This is a genomic window from Acidipila rosea, from assembly GCF_004339725.1.
Taxonomy (GTDB): Bacteria; Acidobacteriota; Terriglobia; order Terriglobales; family Acidobacteriaceae; genus Acidipila; species Acidipila rosea.
On sequence record NZ_SMGK01000001.1, the window covers coordinates 300,914 to 317,051 of the forward strand.

Sequence of the window (16,138 nt, forward strand, 5' to 3'; positions counted from 1 at the left end):
GCATCCTCCTCCGGGGCGGCTATTACTGCGGCTGAGCCGCTTGAGCAGGCGCAGTCTGCGGTGTCGTATTCGCAGCAGGAGCCGTCTGCTGTGGTTGTTGAACCGCCTGCGCCGGCGGCTGGTAACGCTGCAGGCGGAAGTAAATGGGGGTGATCTCGAACGGCAGCTTATCGCTGGGGTTCAGGATGCTGACGCCCCTGAGATTGAGCTGGATGACCTTATCGGTCCAGGGATCGTTCTTGAGGTGGCTGCCCAGAGGCAGGGCTGCAATCTGTCCCAGGTTGGCCATGTCGAGTTTGGGCGACTGCTTGCCGATGGCGTCGAGCCACGGGGTGCCGTCTTCCTTGACGAGTGAGTCGCCGAGCCGGGGGGTCAACAGCGCCGGGAGCTGCTTCTCACGAGCGATGAGTTGCTGGAAGAAGAGGCCTACGTTGGCTGCTTTGTCCTTGTAGGCAGAGTGATTGAAGAGTTCGACAGCTCTCTTGGCCGCTGCTTCATCATCGGAAGCAGTGTGGTTCATGTTGATCCGTTCGAGGGTGGCCGAATCGGGAAAGAGCAGGCGGTCGTTGAAGGCATAGCGTGTGTCGATGTGGTGGCCGAGGGCTATGTGGGCGAGCTGGAAGCTGAGGACTGCAGCCAGATCTTCTTCATAGGGGAGCACATCGATCAGGCCTTTGCTGACCAGGATGGTATTACCGACGGCCAGCGTTTCCAGCGGGGTGGTCAGCATGACCCGGCAATGAATGTCGCCGGGGAGTTGAAGATTGTTGCCGATGATGATGTTCTGAGCCACCTGCTCGAGAATCTTGTCGAAGTCGCTCGGCGCGGCAAGAAGTCCCGCCTGGGTGAGACGATCGAGGACATTTTGCTCGGCCTGAGAGATCCACTCGCGCTTGGCCTGAAGCGGGCTCTCATCCTGAGAGTTCTCGCTCTGGTCCTGTGCGTTGTCGATCTGCATCGATTCATTGTCAGACTCGCGAGTCGGCAGCTTGAGGGCATAACCCCAGAAGTGGGTCTGGGCATGGAAGCCAAGGCCGCGGCTGGCTGCGCTGCCCTTGCTCTCTTCCACGTAGATGGCGGCGGGCAGCCAGAGACCTGGTTGGACATTGGCACGCCAGTCGTCGAAGTGGAAGTAATGGGCAACTTCATCATTTGCATTGCTGGTATAGGTGCCGTTGAAGCGGACGATGTTACCGTCCTGATCCTCAACCCAGATGCGCCCGAAGAAGCGGCCTGCGCCGGTATGAGGCTTCGGCTTGACGTCGAAGACCATGGTGCGGACATTTCCGAGGAAGTCACGGCGGACATAAGTGAAGTCGTAGTGCTGGCGATCGTAGCCAATCGGATCGACGAACATCATGTCCATGAAGCCGGTGGAGGAGTAGCTCATCTTCAGAGCCTTGCCCATACCGGTGAGGAAGCCGAGCGAACCCTTGAGAAGGCCGTGGGAGGAGCTCTTCTCATCGTAGGCCTCATTGGTGAAGGTCTTGGAGAAGTCGACGCGTCCCAGCATGTACTGGTCAGAGACGGGAACCGAGTACAGGACCGGATCGGGCTTGGTGTTCTGGATGTAGGTCTGAACCACAGGAGTGTTCTTCTGGATTGCCTTGACAATCAACTTCTCCTGGGCGATCGACTTCTGGATCAACGCCGTCTGGTCCGCTGTCAGGGGGACGGGAGGCGGCAGTTTCGGCTTTTTTGCATTGGCTGCAGTTACGGCGAGTGTGACGGTTAGACCCGTCATCCACAACTTACGCAAGGACATTTCCTGGCTCCTAGACCTTCCTGGTTCCTATAGTGCTGTTCTTTCCTGAAAAAACATGTGCTGCATTGGCCGAGACGCGGAAACGGTCATGCGAGCTGAAAGCTTACGTGAATGATGCTTACCTGATCGACGGGATGACCATCTCTCATGGCGGGCTTGAAACGGATTCGCTCGGCGGCGAGCTTCGCCTGCTCATCGAGACCATGTCCCAGACCGTTGACCACCCGCAGCACCTCGACCTGGCCGCCCGCGGTGAACCTGACTTCGAGGGTGACATCTCCCTGAATCCTCAACTGCTTCGCTTCCGCCGTGTATTGCGGCAACGGCTTGCTCAGCACGATGATCGACGTAGCGGGCGCGGCCTGCTGCCTGGCAACGGCAGGAGTCGGGCCAGCGGCAGGTGTTCCGAATCCAGTATTGGCGACACGGCCTGTTCCATGGCTGCCGGGTGTCCCTCCAATTACGCCATTGGCAAAGCCTGCGGAAGCCACTGTGCCGTGGCTGGTTCCACCGGGGACGCCGTGGGCTACCCCTGCGCCGAAGTCTGTGCCCTTGACCGAGCCTTTACGGGCCGCACCTGCACCGCTGCCGACGCCGGGGGCCGAGTTGAACGCGCCGACTGAGGCTACAGTGGCCGGGCGGTTGGCATTGGGGTTGGGCGTTACGCCCACCGGATCTCCGAAGCCGCCAGTCTTGGGCGAGGGAGCAGAATGATTGTTCGCCACGAGCGTCGGGGTCGCGCTCTTGAACATGCCGACCTTCGGCTGCGGCGGAGGCGCTACGGCTTTAGGCGGCGCGGGCGCTATGACCGGCATGGCCGGGGTCGGAGTCTTGATCTCGACTACCTTCGGCGGCTCGGGAACCGGCTTCGGCATTTCAATCTGCCGCGGGGTGGGTTGAAGGAGCTTTGCGGGAATCGGAGGCGGCGTGAACTTGACCTTCGGAACCGGGGGCGTATAGGGCTTGGGCTGGGTGACCGGGAAGATCAGTTGGGTGGTTTCGTACTTTTTGACTCTCGCCTTGTGTAGCTGGGCCATGGTGAAGAGCACTAGAAGCGCAAGGACGACTGCATTGACAATAGCGCTGACCGTGAAGGAGCCGAAACGGCCTTCCGGTTCGGGAAGGAGCCCAAAGGTGTCGCGATCGGGGAGGTTGTTGCTCACCATAAACTCTAGTAATCCATCTTGCTGTTCGTGCAGTTGTTCCTGCATTCGATGTGCGAACTCGGGTTGTAGCGCAACTTTATCCATCGGGACACTCTCTTCCCTGCATGTGCAGCCACCACCCTGCCGGGGACAAGAATGACTTCAGGCATGGGAGCGAGCGCCTTTAGTTAAGACTGAAGCGCCCTGGAATATCCTGGTGTGACCGCACTTTTTAGGGTTCTTAGTTACCGTACGATAAACCATTTGTCCTCCGCGGGTACTCGTCTTTCTATTAAGATTCATCCCGGGAATCGTTACGCAGGTAATGGGAAGTCTAATTAATGTCATGATATCTGCTCCTCGAGTACATTCATAGTGTCGAGCGGTTACGCAAACCATGTCCTCAAAACAGCGCAAAAAAATCTGGGACCGTTGGGAGTCAGACGTTCAATTTTGGCTGCCGGTTGCTGCCCGTCGGGAGAATATTTTCTAACTTAATGAAAGTAAAGGAGATAATTTAAGTGCGTATTGTGGTGACTGGCGGTGCGGGATATGTGGGAGGAACGGTCGCGCAACTACTGATGGATCATGGGCATGAGGTAACGATTGTAGATAACCTCTGCCATGGACATCGCTCCATGCTGCCTGCGAAGGCGGAGTTCGTGGAGGCGGATATCGCCGACCGGACCGTGCTGGAAGATCTATTTCAGGCCAAAAAGATTGATGGAGTAATGCACTTTGCCGCGCTGATCGAGGCGGGCGAAAGCATGAAGAAACCGGAGATCTATTTCCGCAATAACAGCGCATCGACGCTCAGCCTGCTGGAGGCGATGTTGGCTACTGGAGTGAACCGGCTGGTTTTCTCCTCAACAGCGGCGGTGTACGGCGAGCCGGAAAAGACACCGATCATTGAAACGGCTCCGCTGCGTCCCACAAATGCCTATGGCGAGTCAAAGCTGCTGGTCGAGCAGATGCTGGCGTGGTTGAACCGTATTCACGGATTCCGGTATGCGAGCCTTCGCTACTTCAACGTGGCGGGAGCAGTGGAAGGGCGGGGCGAGGCGCACGAGCCTGAGTCGCACCTGATTCCGCTGGTGCTGGATGTGGCGCTGGGGCGGCGGAAGAGCATCAAGATCTTCGGCAGCGATTATCCGACGCCGGACGGCACCTGCATACGCGACTATATTCATGTTCACGATCTGGCGCGGGCGCACCTGCTGGCACTGGAAGCGCTGGGGAGCCGTGACCGGCTGATCTACAACATCGGCAACGGGCGCGGATTTACGGTGCGCGAGGTGGTCGAGTCGGCGCGTCGCGTCACCGGCCATGCTATTCCGGTAGACGAAGAGCCGCGTAGGCCGGGCGATCCGGCGGTGCTGATCGCCAGCTCGGAGAAGATCGGCGAGGAACTGGGCTGGAAGCCGGAGTATGCAAAGCTCGACGACATCGTCGAGAGCGCATGGAAGTGGCACCAGCAGCGGTATCAGGTAGCCGGCTGATTGAGCGAAGAGCGCTGGTGTCCGGCCCCGTCAAAGTTGGCAGGGTCGAGCCAGCGCTCGAAGGCTGCCTTCCGCTGCGGCCACTCTGTGTCGAGCAGCGAGAACCAGGCGGTGTCGCGATTGCGGTTTTTCACAATCATGTGCTGGCGGAACAGCCCTTCAAAGCTAAAGCCGAGCCGGAGCGCGGCGCGGCGAGAGGGCTCGTTGAGGGCGTTGCATTTCCATTCATAGCGGCGATAGCCGAGGTCTTCAAAAGCGTGCCTGGCCATCAGGTACATGGCCTCGGTAGCGCCCGCGGTGCGCTGCAGCGTGGGCAGATAGAGGATGTTGCCTACCTCAATAACGCGGTGGGTTGGCTCAATACGCAGGTAAGTGGCGTAGCCGGCGGGAAGGCCGGCGGCTTTGTCGAGGATGGTGAAGAAGAGCGGGTCGGCGGATGCGGCCTTGCGGGCAAGGCTCGCGTCAAAGGCGGCGCGATCAGGGTAAGGCCCGTCGCCAAGATAGCGCCAGAGCTGCTCCTTCTCTGCGCCGTGAGAGCCAAGGTAGAGAGCTTCGCCGTGCGCTGCGGGATCGAGTGGCGCGAGGGTGACGAGCCTGCCGGTGAGGGTAGTGCGCTGCGGGCGGCGAGCCGGGGCGGTGTCGATGAGAGGACCGTCAGTCATTTCCTCAAACTTTAGCGCACTTGCGCGCCGAGTCGATCAGCAGAACGGACTCAGCGGAAGAGCTTGGCTGCGTTGAGTGCTGTGTTGTAGACGCCCCATGCGGCTGGAATGGCGACGACGAGCCAGGCCAGAAAGACGGCTGCGGGTGAGGTTTTCTTCTCGTCAGTCATGCTGCTCTACCCCTTTCCAAGCGGTTGATTGTTTATCCAGTATTTCTCGGCGACGGGGCGGACCAGCAGGTTCGCCAGGAAGCCTACGACGAGCAGGCCGGCCATGATGTGCAGAACGGTCTGGTAGGCGGTGGCGCGGTCGACGCCGTGGGCGAGCTGGGATTCGCGGGTGTAGTTGACGAGCACCGGGCCGACGATGCCTGCGACGGACCAGGCGGTGAGCAGGCGGCCGTAGATGGCGCCGATCTGCTGGCTGCCGAACATGTCTTTGAGGTAGGCAGGAATGGTCGAGAAGCCCGCGCCGTACATGCTGAGCAGGACGCCGGAGATGAGGACGAAGAGCACGATGCTGTTGAGGTGGGCGTGGCCGGTGTAGGGAAGCACGGCATATCCGATGACGCCGAGCAGCAGCAGGATCATGAAGGTGACCTTGCGTCCGAGGTAGTCGGAGATGGTCGACCAGAAGAAGCGGCCGCCCATGTTGAAGAGGCTCAGCACGCCTACGAAACCGCCTGCCGCGACGGCGCTGATGCCGAAGAGATCCTGAATCATGGGCGATGCCTGCTCGACTATGCCGATGCCGGCGGTGGTGTTCATGCAGAGGACCAGCCAGAGCAGCCAGAACTGCGGAGTGCGGAAGGCGGGGCCTACGGCGACGTTGTGCGTGCTGACCATGCCGGATGATTTCGTTGGCGCGGTCCAGCCCTCGGGCTTCCACTCAGGGCGGGGGAGGCGCACCAGCAGGGCTCCGAAGAGCATGAAGAAGAAGTAGAAGCAGCCCATGACGATCATGGTGCGGGAGACGCCGAGATCCGCGGGCGTGTGGAAGAAGGCCATGAGCTTGACGGCCATGGGCGAGCCTATCATCGCGCCGCCGCCGAAGCCCATGATGGCCATGCCGGTGGCGAGGCCTGGACGGTCCGGGAACCACTTGATGAGGGTTGCGACGGGGGCGATGTAGCCAAGCCCGAGTCCTATGCCGCCTATGACGCCGTAGCCGAGGTAAAGAAGCCAGAGCTGATGGGTGCGGACGCCGACGGAGGAGACAAAGAATCCCAGGGCAAAGAGCACGGCCGCGTAGGCCATGGCTTTGCGCGGGCCCTCCCGCTCAAGCCAGGGGCCGAAAAGCGCCGCGGAGAGGCCGAGGATGCCGATGGCGAGTGAGAAGATCCAGCCGATCTGGGCCTGGGTCCAGTCACCAGGGGTGGATTTCGCGATGCCGAGAAGGCGGGTGAGGGGAATCTTGAAGACGCTGAAGGAGTAGACCTGGCCGATGGAGAGATGCACGGCCAGAGCTGCCGGTGGCACAAGCCAGCGGCTGTAGCCGGGTCGCGCGACCGAGTGCTCACGATCGAGGATGGATAGCAGAGACACATGTCCTCCAGAGGAAAAGGCCTGAAGCGATTCGGATGCTAGCAGGAGCGGAGGCGATGTGTCGCACTAATTGTTTGGGCTGAGTGTGAATGTTTGATGAACGCTAATAGATCACCTTGAGTGAGAACTGTATCTGGCGCGAGGTGCCGGCCGTGCGGCTGATGACGCCGAAGCCGGAGCCGAGGATGTTGTTAGCAGGCAGGCCCATATTCACGATGTTGAAGAGATTGAAGAACTCCGCGCGGAACTGCAGATCGGCGAGCTCTCCGCCTCCGCGCCTGGCGCCGAAGGGCGTGTCCTTGATCAGCGAGAAATCGTAGTCGTAGTAGGCGGGACCGCGGAAAGTGTCACGCCCCAGCGTTCCGAAGCGGCCCTGGTTGGGGCCTGTGCCGCCGGGGACGTGGATGGGAACTGAGAAGTAGGACGCGTTGTCCGCGCCGCGACCGAAGTAGTCTTCGCGCTTCTTGCGAGCGGTGGAGAGCTGCGGCGTTGCGATCTGGTCAGGGCGGTCAACGCCCATGGAGCCTACGCCGGTCTGCTGGATGCCGGAGTAGATGGTAAACGGGGCTCCGCTGGTGATGGTGGAGATGCTCAGCAGCTCCCAACCGGCGGTGACTTTGCGATAGACGGGGCGAAGGAAGCTGACGCTCTCGAGGTGAAGATCCTGCGCGAGGCTGAGGGTGAAGGCGTGGGTGATGTCAAAGGTGGAGGGGCCTTTTTCGGCATGGGTGTCGAAGGGATTCTGGGGAAAGGCCTGGGCGACGGCGCCGGAGGCTCCGGTGATGAATCCGCCGGAGACGGAGCTGGTGTCGTCGATGGATTTAGACCAGGTGTAACTGGCCTGCACGCCGGGACCGCCGTGCGCGATGTTGCCCTGAAGAGAAAGCTGCAGGGCGTGGTAAGTGGAGTGGGCGGTGCCGGTGACGAGCTGTTCGGTGCCGAAGCCGCCGGTGAGGGTGCCGGAGCTGTCGAATTGAGTGTAGGGGGCAAACTGAGGATCGGCGCCGGGATAGGCGTTAGGGAAGCTGATGCGGGGCAGCCGGATGCCTGCGGTGCCGACATAGTTGGCATCGGCGGTCAGGTTAGCGAAGGTGCGCTCCAGACCGACGGTCCAGGTGGCGAGATATCCGTTGGTGAACTTCTGATCGATGGCACTGATGTTGAGCGGGGTGATCTGGTGGTTAGGAGAGAGTGAGGCGATGTCGCGCTCGTAGCGGTTGATGTCCATGACAGTGTTGGGAGCTACTGCGCTGGTATCGCCGGTTGGGAAGATGTCCTGGCCGCCGGGCGTGTAGGCGTGCGGGAGCTGCGAGGGCGTGATCTGGAAGCCATAAGCGATGCCTGCTCCGCGGCTGGCGGTGAGACGCGGATAGATGACGAAGGGCGTGGAGCCGGTGAGGAAATTGTCCTGCCAGATGTTGGGCGGAATGGTGGTGAGTCCGCCGCCGGCGTGCATGTGCAGATGGTTATTGGCGCGCCAGTCGAGCTGGACGCGCGGACCCCAGTCGTATTGATTGGAGTTGTAAGCAGGCCGCGGGTTGACGACGAACTCCTGGCCGGGACTGGTGGTGGTGTCGATGACGCCGGAGGTGCGGTGGGCGCGCTCGGAGATGGCGGAGTAGCGCTCGTAGCGAAGGCCGTAGTCCAGCGTGAAACGATCAGACAGCTTCCATGTGTCCTGCAGGTAGAGATCGCCGGCGTTGCGGGTGATGGCGGCGGGGCCGATGTGGGGGCCATTGGAAAAATAAGGTGGCGCAACGGCGACGGTGTAAGCGAACGGGCTGCCGGTGAGCAGGCTGCTGAGCGTATCCGGCAGGGGATCGCCTGCGTGGATGGTGTGGGCGCCGCTCTGCGAAAGGATATTGACCGGAGAGTAGGCGGTGCCGCCACCGAAGTCGTATTCGCCGTTAGGGCTGATGCCGAAGTAGGTCGTGTCGCGGTTGAAGCGCAGTTCACCGCCGAACTTCCAGGAATGCTTGCCGGTGACGTAGGAGACGCTCTGCTGCAGTTGAAAGAGATTGCCGAAGGCGGTCATGACGGAACCGGCTGCAGAGTTGAAGGCCTCGAAGAGGCCATCATTGAATTTGACGGCTGGATCGGTGCGGTTGGTGGTGGGAAACGATGGCGTGGTGCGGGTGATGCTGAATTCGGTTTCGAGCTCCAGCTTAGGCGAAAGGGTGCGGGTGTAGTCCACGGCGAGATTGCGCTGCCGGTCAATGTACTGGATGCCGAAGCTGGGGTCGATGACGGTCTGATCGGGATTGGTGGTGGGGCCGGTGAGATTGTCGTAGGTCACGCGCGCGAACAGGTGATTCCTGGCGCCGATCTGCTGGTCGATGCGGACGGAAAACTGATCTGCGTTGGTGACGACCTTGGAGGAAGTGGCAAAGGTGTGAACACCGTATGCGCCCTCGGGGAAGTTGGGCAGCGGATAGCGGGCGAGTACGCGGGCGATCTGCGCGTTGACGGGAACGAAGAGAGTGTCGCCGGGGTAAGCGGTGCTGTCCTGCCCGGCGCGCTCCTGGGCGGTGGGCACGGGCAGCACCTGCGTGGTGCCCAGGACCTGGCGGAAGCCCTGATATTCGCCATAGTAGAAGGTCTTGCGGCGGCCATCGTAGAGGTGCGGAAGCACGACTGGGCCGCCGTTGGTGAAGCCGAACTCATTGCGGCGGAAGGGTGGAATGCGTCCGGGGTTGGCGATGGAGGAGTGGTCGAAGTAGTTGCGGGCATCGAGCGCGGAGTTGCGCAGAAATTCAAAGACCGAGCCGTGAATATCGTTGGAGCCGGAGCGGGTGAGGATATTGGTGAAGCCGGCTGCGCCGCGGCCGATCTCGGCTGGCATCCAGCCGGAGCTGGATTGGATCTCCTGGACGGCATCGACGTTGAAGTTGGAAAAGGTCGCGCCGCCCATCTCGGGATCGCTGGTGTCGGCGCCGTCCATAGCGAAGGTGGCCTCGACGCCGCGCTGGCCGTTGATGGCGAACTGCTGGGTGAAGTTGTTGGCGCCGTTCGAGTCCGTCATGGTGCCAGCGGCAAGCAACAGGAGCTGGCTGAAGTCGCGTTTGTTAAGCGGAAGCTGGCTGACCGAGCTGCTGGACAGCGCCTCGCCGCCGGTGCCCTCGGTTTTGGCGGAGACGGCCTCGCTCTGGGCGAAGGTGATGGCAAGCACTCCTTGCGGCGTGAGCGTGAGCACGGCGTGAGCGGGCGGCGTGGCAAGATTGAGCGGCTGCGGATAGCGGGCAGTGTGGCCGGAACTCTTTACGGAGAGCTGATAGATGCCTGCGGGAATGTGCTCGAAGAGGAAGTGGCCATCGGCGGCGGTGAGGGTGTGGAACTTGTGGCCGTCGGCGCTGAGCTCAATGGCAGCTCCGCCGATGGGCTTCGAGGCGTAGTCGCGGAGGGTTCCCTCCCAGGCAGGGGCGGAAGGCTGCTGGCACCACGAGGCGAGTGAGAAAAGGGAGGCAACTAGAAAGGCCCATACTGCATGAAGCAACAGGTGTCCGTGCCGGTGGTTTTTCCGGGCGAGGGGTTTTGAAGGCATTAGGTTAGTCCGGCTTCTGTCTCAACAGGCAATTGCTTTCCTCAAAAGACTTATTTTTGATAGAGGAAAGGTGAATTTGTTGGTGGTACAACATTACCTTACGAAAGGCTGTTGTGGGGAGCGGAATCAGGCCGAGTTGAAGGATACGGGAGAGTATCCTTCGTCGCCCGCTGGCTAGCGGAAGAAATCTTCGACAGCGGCAATGTCCTGCGTGGTGCTGTATCGCGGCAGGCTCTCCAGAAAGACTTTGCCGTAGCGCTGGCGCTGGAGGCGCGGGTCCAGCAGGACGAGGACGCCGCGGTCTTCAAGAGAGCGGATGAGGCGGCCGAAGCCCTGCTTGAGGGTGATGACTGCCTGCGGCACCTGGTACTCGAAGAAGGGTTTGCCGCCTGACTCTTCAATAGCCCGCATGCGCGCCTGAACGATGGGGTCGCTGGGGACGGCAAAAGGCAGACGATCGACAATGACGCAGCTTAGCGCCTCGCCCTGCACGTCAACGCCTTGCCAGAAGCTGGATGTGCCGAAGAGGACGGCGTTGGGAGTCTGGCGGAACTCCTCAAGAAGCGCCTTGCGCGGTGCGGTGCCCTGCAGCAGCAGCGGGAAGCCGAGCTCGGAGAGCAGACGCTCGTAGACCTCGCGCATCTGCTGGTAGCTGGTGAAGAGGCAGAAGGCGCGGCCCTGAGTAATCTCAAGCACGCGGCGAATCTCCCGGACGGCTGCATCCTGGAAGCCAGGGTCGCGCGGGTCAGGCATCTCGGGCGGCAGGTAGAGCAAGGCCTGCTTGGAGTAGTTGAAGTGAGACGGGACGACGAGCTCACGCGCATCGCGGAGACCTACGCGTTTGCGCATATGTTCAAAGCCGCCCTGCACGGTGAGCGTGGCGGAAGTGAGGACGACGCTGGGGAAGTTCTCAAAGAGCAGCTCGGCGAGCAGGTCAGAAACGTCAATAGGCGTGGCCTGCAGAAAGGTGTTGCGGCTGGCCTCGCGGCCTCGTCCGGCGTTGCGGCGCTCGAGCCAGAAGACGGTGTTCTTGTCCTCGGACTCCATCAGGAACTTCAACTGGGAGCGGATGTCGGCGGTGCGCTTGCGCAGGCCGGAGGCCTCGTCAACACCGCGCAGGCGCTCGAGTTCGCCTTCAAGGCGGTGCAGCGAGTTGAGCGCGCCGAGGTAGACATCGCCGTGCAGTTCGAGAAACTCCTCGCGCGCGTCGAACTGCATGCGGCCTTCGCCGAAGGCGCCGAGCGGGAGCGCGGCGAAGAACATGCGTCCGCGCTCGCGGACCAGCTGCGAGGCCGAGAGGATGCTGGAGGACAGAGACTGCCTGGCGCGGAGCATGGTTTCAATGTCGCGGGCGAGCTCCTCGGTGCGGATGTTGCTGAGGCTGATGCCGAAGTAGTTGGAGGCGACGTCTTCAAGCTCGTGGGCCTCGTCGAAGATGACGGCGGCGGCATCGGGCAGCACGCCTGCATCGGGCGCGGCGGCAGCCTGCTGCTTGATGGCGAGGTCGGCGAAGAAGAGATGGTGGTTGACGATGACGATGTCGCTCTCGGCGGCGCGGCGGCGCATCTCGGTAATGAAGCAGCGCTCGTAATCCGGGCATTTCTGGCCGAGGCAGGCTTCACTGCGGGCGTCGAGCTTGGCCCAGAGGGGGCTGGACTCCGGTAGCTCGTCGATCTCGGCGCGGTCGCCGGTTTCAGTTTCCTTTTCCCATGCGGCGATGGCCTGGAACTGCTGAATCTCCTCAAGGCCGTTGAGGATGGGGCTGGCGTTGAGGGCGTAGAGCTTATGGCGGCAGAGGTAGTTGGCGCGGCCTTTCATGTAGCAGACGCGCAGGGGGCCGAGGAGCGATTCCAGGAAGGGAATGTCCTTAAAGAAGAGCTGCTCCTGAAGATTTTTGGTGCCGGTGGAGATGATGACCCGCTGGCCGGTGCGCAGCGCGGGCAGCAGGTAGGCGAGGGTCTTGCCGGTGCCGGTGCCTGCCTCTGCGATGAGGTGGCGCTGCTCAGTGAGGGCTCGCTCGACGGCCTGGGCCATCTCCAACTGACCCTTGCGGAACTCATAAGGGAGCGCGGAGCGCGAGAGCAGGCCGCCGGGCGCAAAGAAGTCATAGAGCGAGGGCAGGGCAGGCGCGGTTTTGGCTGGGGTCGGCACAGGTGTATTTGCCTAATCATATCTGCCCACCAGTGCGGAAGGTGGGCTAAGATGGAGCCGCGTATGCATACCTACCTGATCGCTGCTCCGCTGCTGTTTGTCGCGGTGCTCTCGCTGCTGGAGACGGGCCGGGCGCTTGCCGCGCGCCGCAGGGCGCCGGGCAAGGATGACGGCCTGAGCGCGATTGACGGTGCGGTGTTCGGGCTGATGGGGCTGCTGATTGCCTTTACCTTCTCCGGCGCGGCGCAACGCTTTGAACAGCGGCGGCAGCTGATTGTGCAGGAGGCGAACGCCATTGGCACGGCGTGGCTGCGGGTGGATCTGCTTCCGGCGGGGGCGCAGCCGGCGATCCGCCAGGACTTCAGAGACTACGTGGATGCGCGGCTGGGGTTTTATCGGAATCTGCCGGTCGATGCGCAAACGGCGGCTGTGCAGATGCAGCGAGCCAATCGGCTGCAGGGGAGACTGTGGGCGCAGACTGTGGCGGCCTGTCGTACGGGCTGCGCGAATCCGGCCATTACCCTGCCGCTGACCGCGCTGAACGAAATGATCGACATAACGACGACTCGCGCGGCGGCGCTGGAGACGCATCCGCCAAAGATCATCTACGAGGTGCTGATTCTACTGGTGCTGGTGAGTTCACTGCTGGCCGGCTATGGCATGGGCGAAGCCCGGAGCTGGGTGCATACGCTAGTCTACGCGGCGGTGCTGACGCTGACCGTCTATGTCACGGTGGACCTCGAGTATCCGCGGCTGGGGCTGATCCGGGTGGACTCGGCGGATCATCTGCTGATGGATGTAAGGGCGGGAATGCAATGAGCAGGTAAACTTAGAAGAGATAAGGAACGGCTGTGAACTCCGCCGAATCAATCCTTTCAGAGAATCGGTGGCACCCTTTTGAGTAAACCTCAGCGTAGACGAAATACTTCCTCTCAAACTCCCCTGATCGCGATTGTGGGGCGACCCAATGTAGGTAAGTCGACGCTCTTCAACCGGCTCACGGGCTCGCGGCGTTCGATTGTGGGCGATGAGCCAGGCATTACGCGCGACCGCATCTATGGCGAGGTTGCATGGAATGGGCGCTCGGCGCGGCTGGTGGATACAGGCGGCGTTATTCCAGACGAAGAGGCCCTGATACCGGCGCAGATCTTTGTGCAGGCGCGATTTGCGCTCGATGAGGCCGCGGCAGTGATCATGGTAGTGGACGGGCGCACCGAACTGGCGGCCCCGGACCTGGACCTTGCCCGGCTGCTGCAGAAGACTGGCAAACCGCTCTTCCTGGCGGTGAACAAGATCGATGTGGAGACGCTGGATGCAGCCGCGGAGAACTTTCGCCAGCTGGGGCTGAAGAGCCTGACGGCGATCTCCGCCGAGCACGGGCACAACATCGGCGATCTGCTCGATGAAGTCTTTGCCGCGCTGCCTCCGCAGGTCGAGGAGAGCGTTGAGGTAGAGCCCGAGAATGAAGAAGAAGCTGAGGCTCTGCATCGGACTCACGGAGAGTACCAACAGGACGAGGTCAATGTAGCGATTATCGGACGGCCCAACGTGGGCAAGTCGACGCTGTTGAATACGCTGACGGGTACCTCGCGCGCGATCGTGTCTCCGATTGCCGGAACGACGCGCGATGCGGTGGATGAGTTGATTGAGTACCAGGGCCACAAGCTGCGCATTGTGGATACGGCGGGCATTCGACGCAAGGGCAAGACGAACCTGATGGCGGAGAAGCTCTCGGTGGTGATGGCGCGCAGGCATCTCGAAGCTGCCGATGTGGCGCTGCTGCTGATCGATGCGACGGAAGGCGTGACGGCCTCCGATGCCACGATTGGGGGCTATGCGCATGAGAGCGGCCGGTCGGTCGTGATCGTGGTAAACAAGTGGGACGCGGTCACGACGGCCCGCGTGGATGGCAAACCTCCCGCCGATCGCGCGATCTACGAAGAGCAGGTTCGGCGTGCGCTGAAGTATTTGAACTATGCGCCGGTGTTGTTTATCTCCGCGATGGAGGGGCGCAACCTGAACCGGGTGCTCGATACCGTGGTGCGAGTAGCAGCGGAACGGCGCAAACGCGTCACGACAGGGCAGATGAATCGGTTCCTGGAAAAGGTCGATTTCCAGCGGGCCACCGTGCCGATGGCAAAGAGGGTTCGAATTTTCTATATGACGCAGGCTGCGGTTGCGCCGCCAACCTTCGTGCTCTTTACGAATCGAGACATAAAGCTGCACTTCTCATTTGAACGCTTCCTTGAGAATCAGATAAGGGAATCGTTTGGGTTCGAGGGGTCGCCGATCTGGTTCAAGATCAAGGCAAGAAACAAGCCGGAGAAGGAGTAGCAGGCCGGCGCTGGCCGCAGCATGGTTGTGCAGCGGAAGAAGCGCCAGCCATGCTAGGCTAAAGAAGCCCACCTGAAAGCCGGGATGGCGGAACTGGCAGACGCAGCGGACTCAAAATCCGCCGAGGGCAACCTCGTGGGGGTTCGACCCCCCCTCCCGGCACCATAAAAAGTAAATCTGAGGCATAACAAAAATAAACACAAGGCACCAAACTTGCATTCGCATCGCATGAATCGCGGCGCAGTCGACGCGCGGAAACTCGGTGTCTTTGCCATTGAATGCCATCGCAAGAGCTGTTCCATTAAGCATAACTAGCCTCAACGCCTTGAGTTTCCAACAGTCGGAAGCTTGCATTATGGGAGCCCGCACGCTGTTCCTTCGTGATGAATCCCGCCGCCATTGTGACATAAGCCTGATGTACAGCCTCCAGGTTCGGTTCACTTGGCGTCTCTGCGACGTCGTTTCAGTCTGATGAGTCTGGGATGCATCCATTCGTCTTACGACGGCACCGAATCTACTTTGGTCTGTGCTGGAGATCTCGGGCGCATCAGCTCTGACTTCAAGGCCTGGATCGATAATTCGCAGGATCTTTAAACATCTGCCTGAGTGATCGAGGACTGCAGAAGCGGACTTTTTTGAACTGTCTACAGAAATTTGAGTAGTTAGAAAAACCGACCGCCATTGCGATCTCAAGAGCACTCATGTCGGTATCGATGAGGAGACGTGTAGCGTGCGAGATGCGGATTTCGTTTACGTACTCGGTCATCGTGCGACCCGTTGATCGCTTGAAGAGGCGACACAGGGAGGAAATATCCATGTGCATCTCTTTGGAAACGGATTCGTAGGATATTTTCCTCGATGAATTGCGATCTAGCAGCCGGCAAATCTTATTGATGCGTTTTTCCTCGCCGGGGCTGCAAAGCGGCTGGTGGCGTCCACTGGCGAGTGCTTCATCGGATTTGCTCTCAGCGAGTGAGAGCAGAATTGAAATCAGGGTCAGCGTTCGGCGGGCCGGGGAAAGTGATAGCAGTCCCCTGATTTCATCTGCGATTTCCATATTTCGCCGCGCTTTCTCAAACCAGAGGCCCCTCGAAGATCGCTCCAACAGCATTCTCACTGGCTCCATCTCACCGAGTTCCAACAGCCCTTTGCCAAGATGTTCTGCCCGAAACTGGACGACGACGGCCCGGTTCCCGTCCAGCCTGCCCGAAGAAGGGTTGTCCGATTTCCAAGTGTGTGGAAGGTTCGCACCCAGCAAGACCAAGTCTCCAGGCTCGTAATCCTGGATGCAGTCTCCGACCAATCGCTGGCCGGCCCCCGCTTCGATCAGAGTGAGTTCAAACTCTGGGTGATAGTGCCAGTTGAAAGCGAAGGAGGGCTCAGCCCGACGAAAAACAAGAAAGGAGCTGTTGGCCGTCGGTACAACTTCAAACTGAGCCTTCATGGCACAAATTCCTCTCGATCGACACCAGCACGTGGCGCTGCGCGTTCCTCAAT

General features: G+C 60.8%; 11 protein-coding genes and 1 tRNA gene. 4 read left to right on the plus strand and 8 right to left on the minus strand.

Translation table 11 applies throughout. The annotated features are described in order from the left end of the window. Nucleotides 1-22 precede the first annotated feature (22 nt). On the minus strand, nucleotides 23-1,765 hold the full coding sequence (locus tag C7378_RS01305; RefSeq protein ID WP_131990934.1) for a M48 family metalloprotease: 1,743 nt from the start codon (nucleotides 1,763-1,765) through the stop codon (nucleotides 23-25). A gap of 86 nt (nucleotides 1,766-1,851) precedes the next feature. Continuing rightward, nucleotides 1,852-3,015 (minus strand): energy transducer TonB, encoded by a 1,164-nt coding sequence (locus C7378_RS01310; protein WP_131990936.1) that lies wholly within the window; start codon nucleotides 3,013-3,015, stop codon nucleotides 1,852-1,854. A gap of 416 nt (nucleotides 3,016-3,431) precedes the next feature. Here C7378_RS01310 and galE point away from each other — a divergent pair, with 416 nt between their 5' ends. Then, nucleotides 3,432-4,409 (plus strand): UDP-glucose 4-epimerase GalE, encoded by a 978-nt coding sequence (galE, locus tag C7378_RS01315; protein ID WP_131990938.1) that lies wholly within the window; start codon nucleotides 3,432-3,434, stop codon nucleotides 4,407-4,409. On the opposite strand, the gene C7378_RS01320 is transcribed toward galE, so the two are convergent. The 5 genes from C7378_RS01320 to yoaA form a co-directional block, all read right to left on the minus strand. Continuing rightward, nucleotides 4,394-5,071 (minus strand): GNAT family N-acetyltransferase, encoded by a 678-nt coding sequence (locus C7378_RS01320; protein ID WP_131990940.1) that lies wholly within the window; start codon nucleotides 5,069-5,071, stop codon nucleotides 4,394-4,396. The two genes, galE and C7378_RS01320, sit on opposite strands and share 16 nt — an antisense overlap. Before the next feature lie 50 nt (nucleotides 5,072-5,121). After that, complete coding sequence (locus C7378_RS18115; RefSeq protein WP_424221020.1) at nucleotides 5,122-5,241, minus strand: MFS transporter small subunit; 120 nt, start codon at nucleotides 5,239-5,241, stop codon at nucleotides 5,122-5,124. 6 nt (nucleotides 5,242-5,247) lie between these two features. Then, nucleotides 5,248-6,615, minus strand: a complete 1,368-nt coding sequence (locus C7378_RS01325; RefSeq protein ID WP_207901290.1) for an L-lactate MFS transporter — start codon at nucleotides 6,613-6,615, stop codon at nucleotides 5,248-5,250. A 103-nt stretch (nucleotides 6,616-6,718) separates the two neighbouring features. Next, a complete protein-coding gene (locus tag C7378_RS01330; protein WP_131990942.1) occupies nucleotides 6,719-10,156 on the minus strand; it encodes a TonB-dependent receptor in 3,438 nt (1,145 codons plus the stop codon). 174 nt (nucleotides 10,157-10,330) lie between these two features. Continuing rightward, a complete protein-coding gene (gene yoaA / locus C7378_RS01335; protein ID WP_243647978.1) occupies nucleotides 10,331-12,307 on the minus strand; it encodes a DNA repair helicase YoaA in 1,977 nt (658 codons plus the stop codon). Between the two features lie 63 nt (nucleotides 12,308-12,370). Here yoaA and C7378_RS01340 point away from each other — a divergent pair, with 63 nt between their 5' ends. From C7378_RS01340 to C7378_RS01350, 3 genes are all read left to right on the plus strand, one after another. After that, entirely contained in the window at nucleotides 12,371-13,126 is a 756-nt protein-coding gene (locus tag C7378_RS01340; RefSeq protein WP_131990944.1) for a bestrophin-like domain, read from the plus strand. A 78-nt stretch (nucleotides 13,127-13,204) separates the two neighbouring features. After that, the gene (gene der, locus C7378_RS01345) at nucleotides 13,205-14,641 is read left to right on the plus strand and encodes a ribosome biogenesis GTPase Der (protein ID WP_243647979.1); all 1,437 of its coding nucleotides are present in this window, start codon (nucleotides 13,205-13,207) and stop codon (nucleotides 14,639-14,641) included. A gap of 78 nt (nucleotides 14,642-14,719) precedes the next feature. Beyond that, nucleotides 14,720-14,806: transfer RNA gene (locus tag C7378_RS01350), tRNA-Leu, on the plus strand. 394 nt (nucleotides 14,807-15,200) lie between these two features. On the opposite strand, the gene C7378_RS01355 is transcribed toward C7378_RS01350, so the two are convergent. Then, complete coding sequence (locus tag C7378_RS01355) at nucleotides 15,201-16,085, minus strand: AraC family transcriptional regulator (RefSeq protein ID WP_131990946.1); 885 nt, start codon at nucleotides 16,083-16,085, stop codon at nucleotides 15,201-15,203. Nucleotides 16,086-16,138 lie beyond the last annotated feature (53 nt).

Excerpts from the sequence above, each read along its gene's own strand:
- C7378_RS01320 (WP_131990940.1), bottom strand. The coding sequence starts at position 5,071 with ATGACTGACGGTCCTCTCATCGACACCGCCCCGGCTCGCCGCCCGCAG.
- C7378_RS01355 (WP_131990946.1), bottom strand. The coding sequence starts at position 16,085 with ATGAAGGCTCAGTTTGAAGTTGTACCGACGGCCAACAGCTCCTTTCTT.
- C7378_RS18115 (WP_424221020.1), bottom strand. The coding sequence starts at position 5,241 with ATGACTGACGAGAAGAAAACCTCACCCGCAGCCGTCTTTCTGGCCTGG.
- C7378_RS01330 (WP_131990942.1), bottom strand. The coding sequence starts at position 10,156 with ATGCCTTCAAAACCCCTCGCCCGGAAAAACCACCGGCACGGACACCTG.
- C7378_RS01340 (WP_131990944.1), top strand. The coding sequence starts at position 12,371 with ATGCATACCTACCTGATCGCTGCTCCGCTGCTGTTTGTCGCGGTGCTC.
- C7378_RS01310 (WP_131990936.1), bottom strand. The coding sequence starts at position 3,015 with ATGGATAAAGTTGCGCTACAACCCGAGTTCGCACATCGAATGCAGGAA.
- C7378_RS01305 (WP_131990934.1), bottom strand. The coding sequence starts at position 1,765 with ATGTCCTTGCGTAAGTTGTGGATGACGGGTCTAACCGTCACACTCGCC.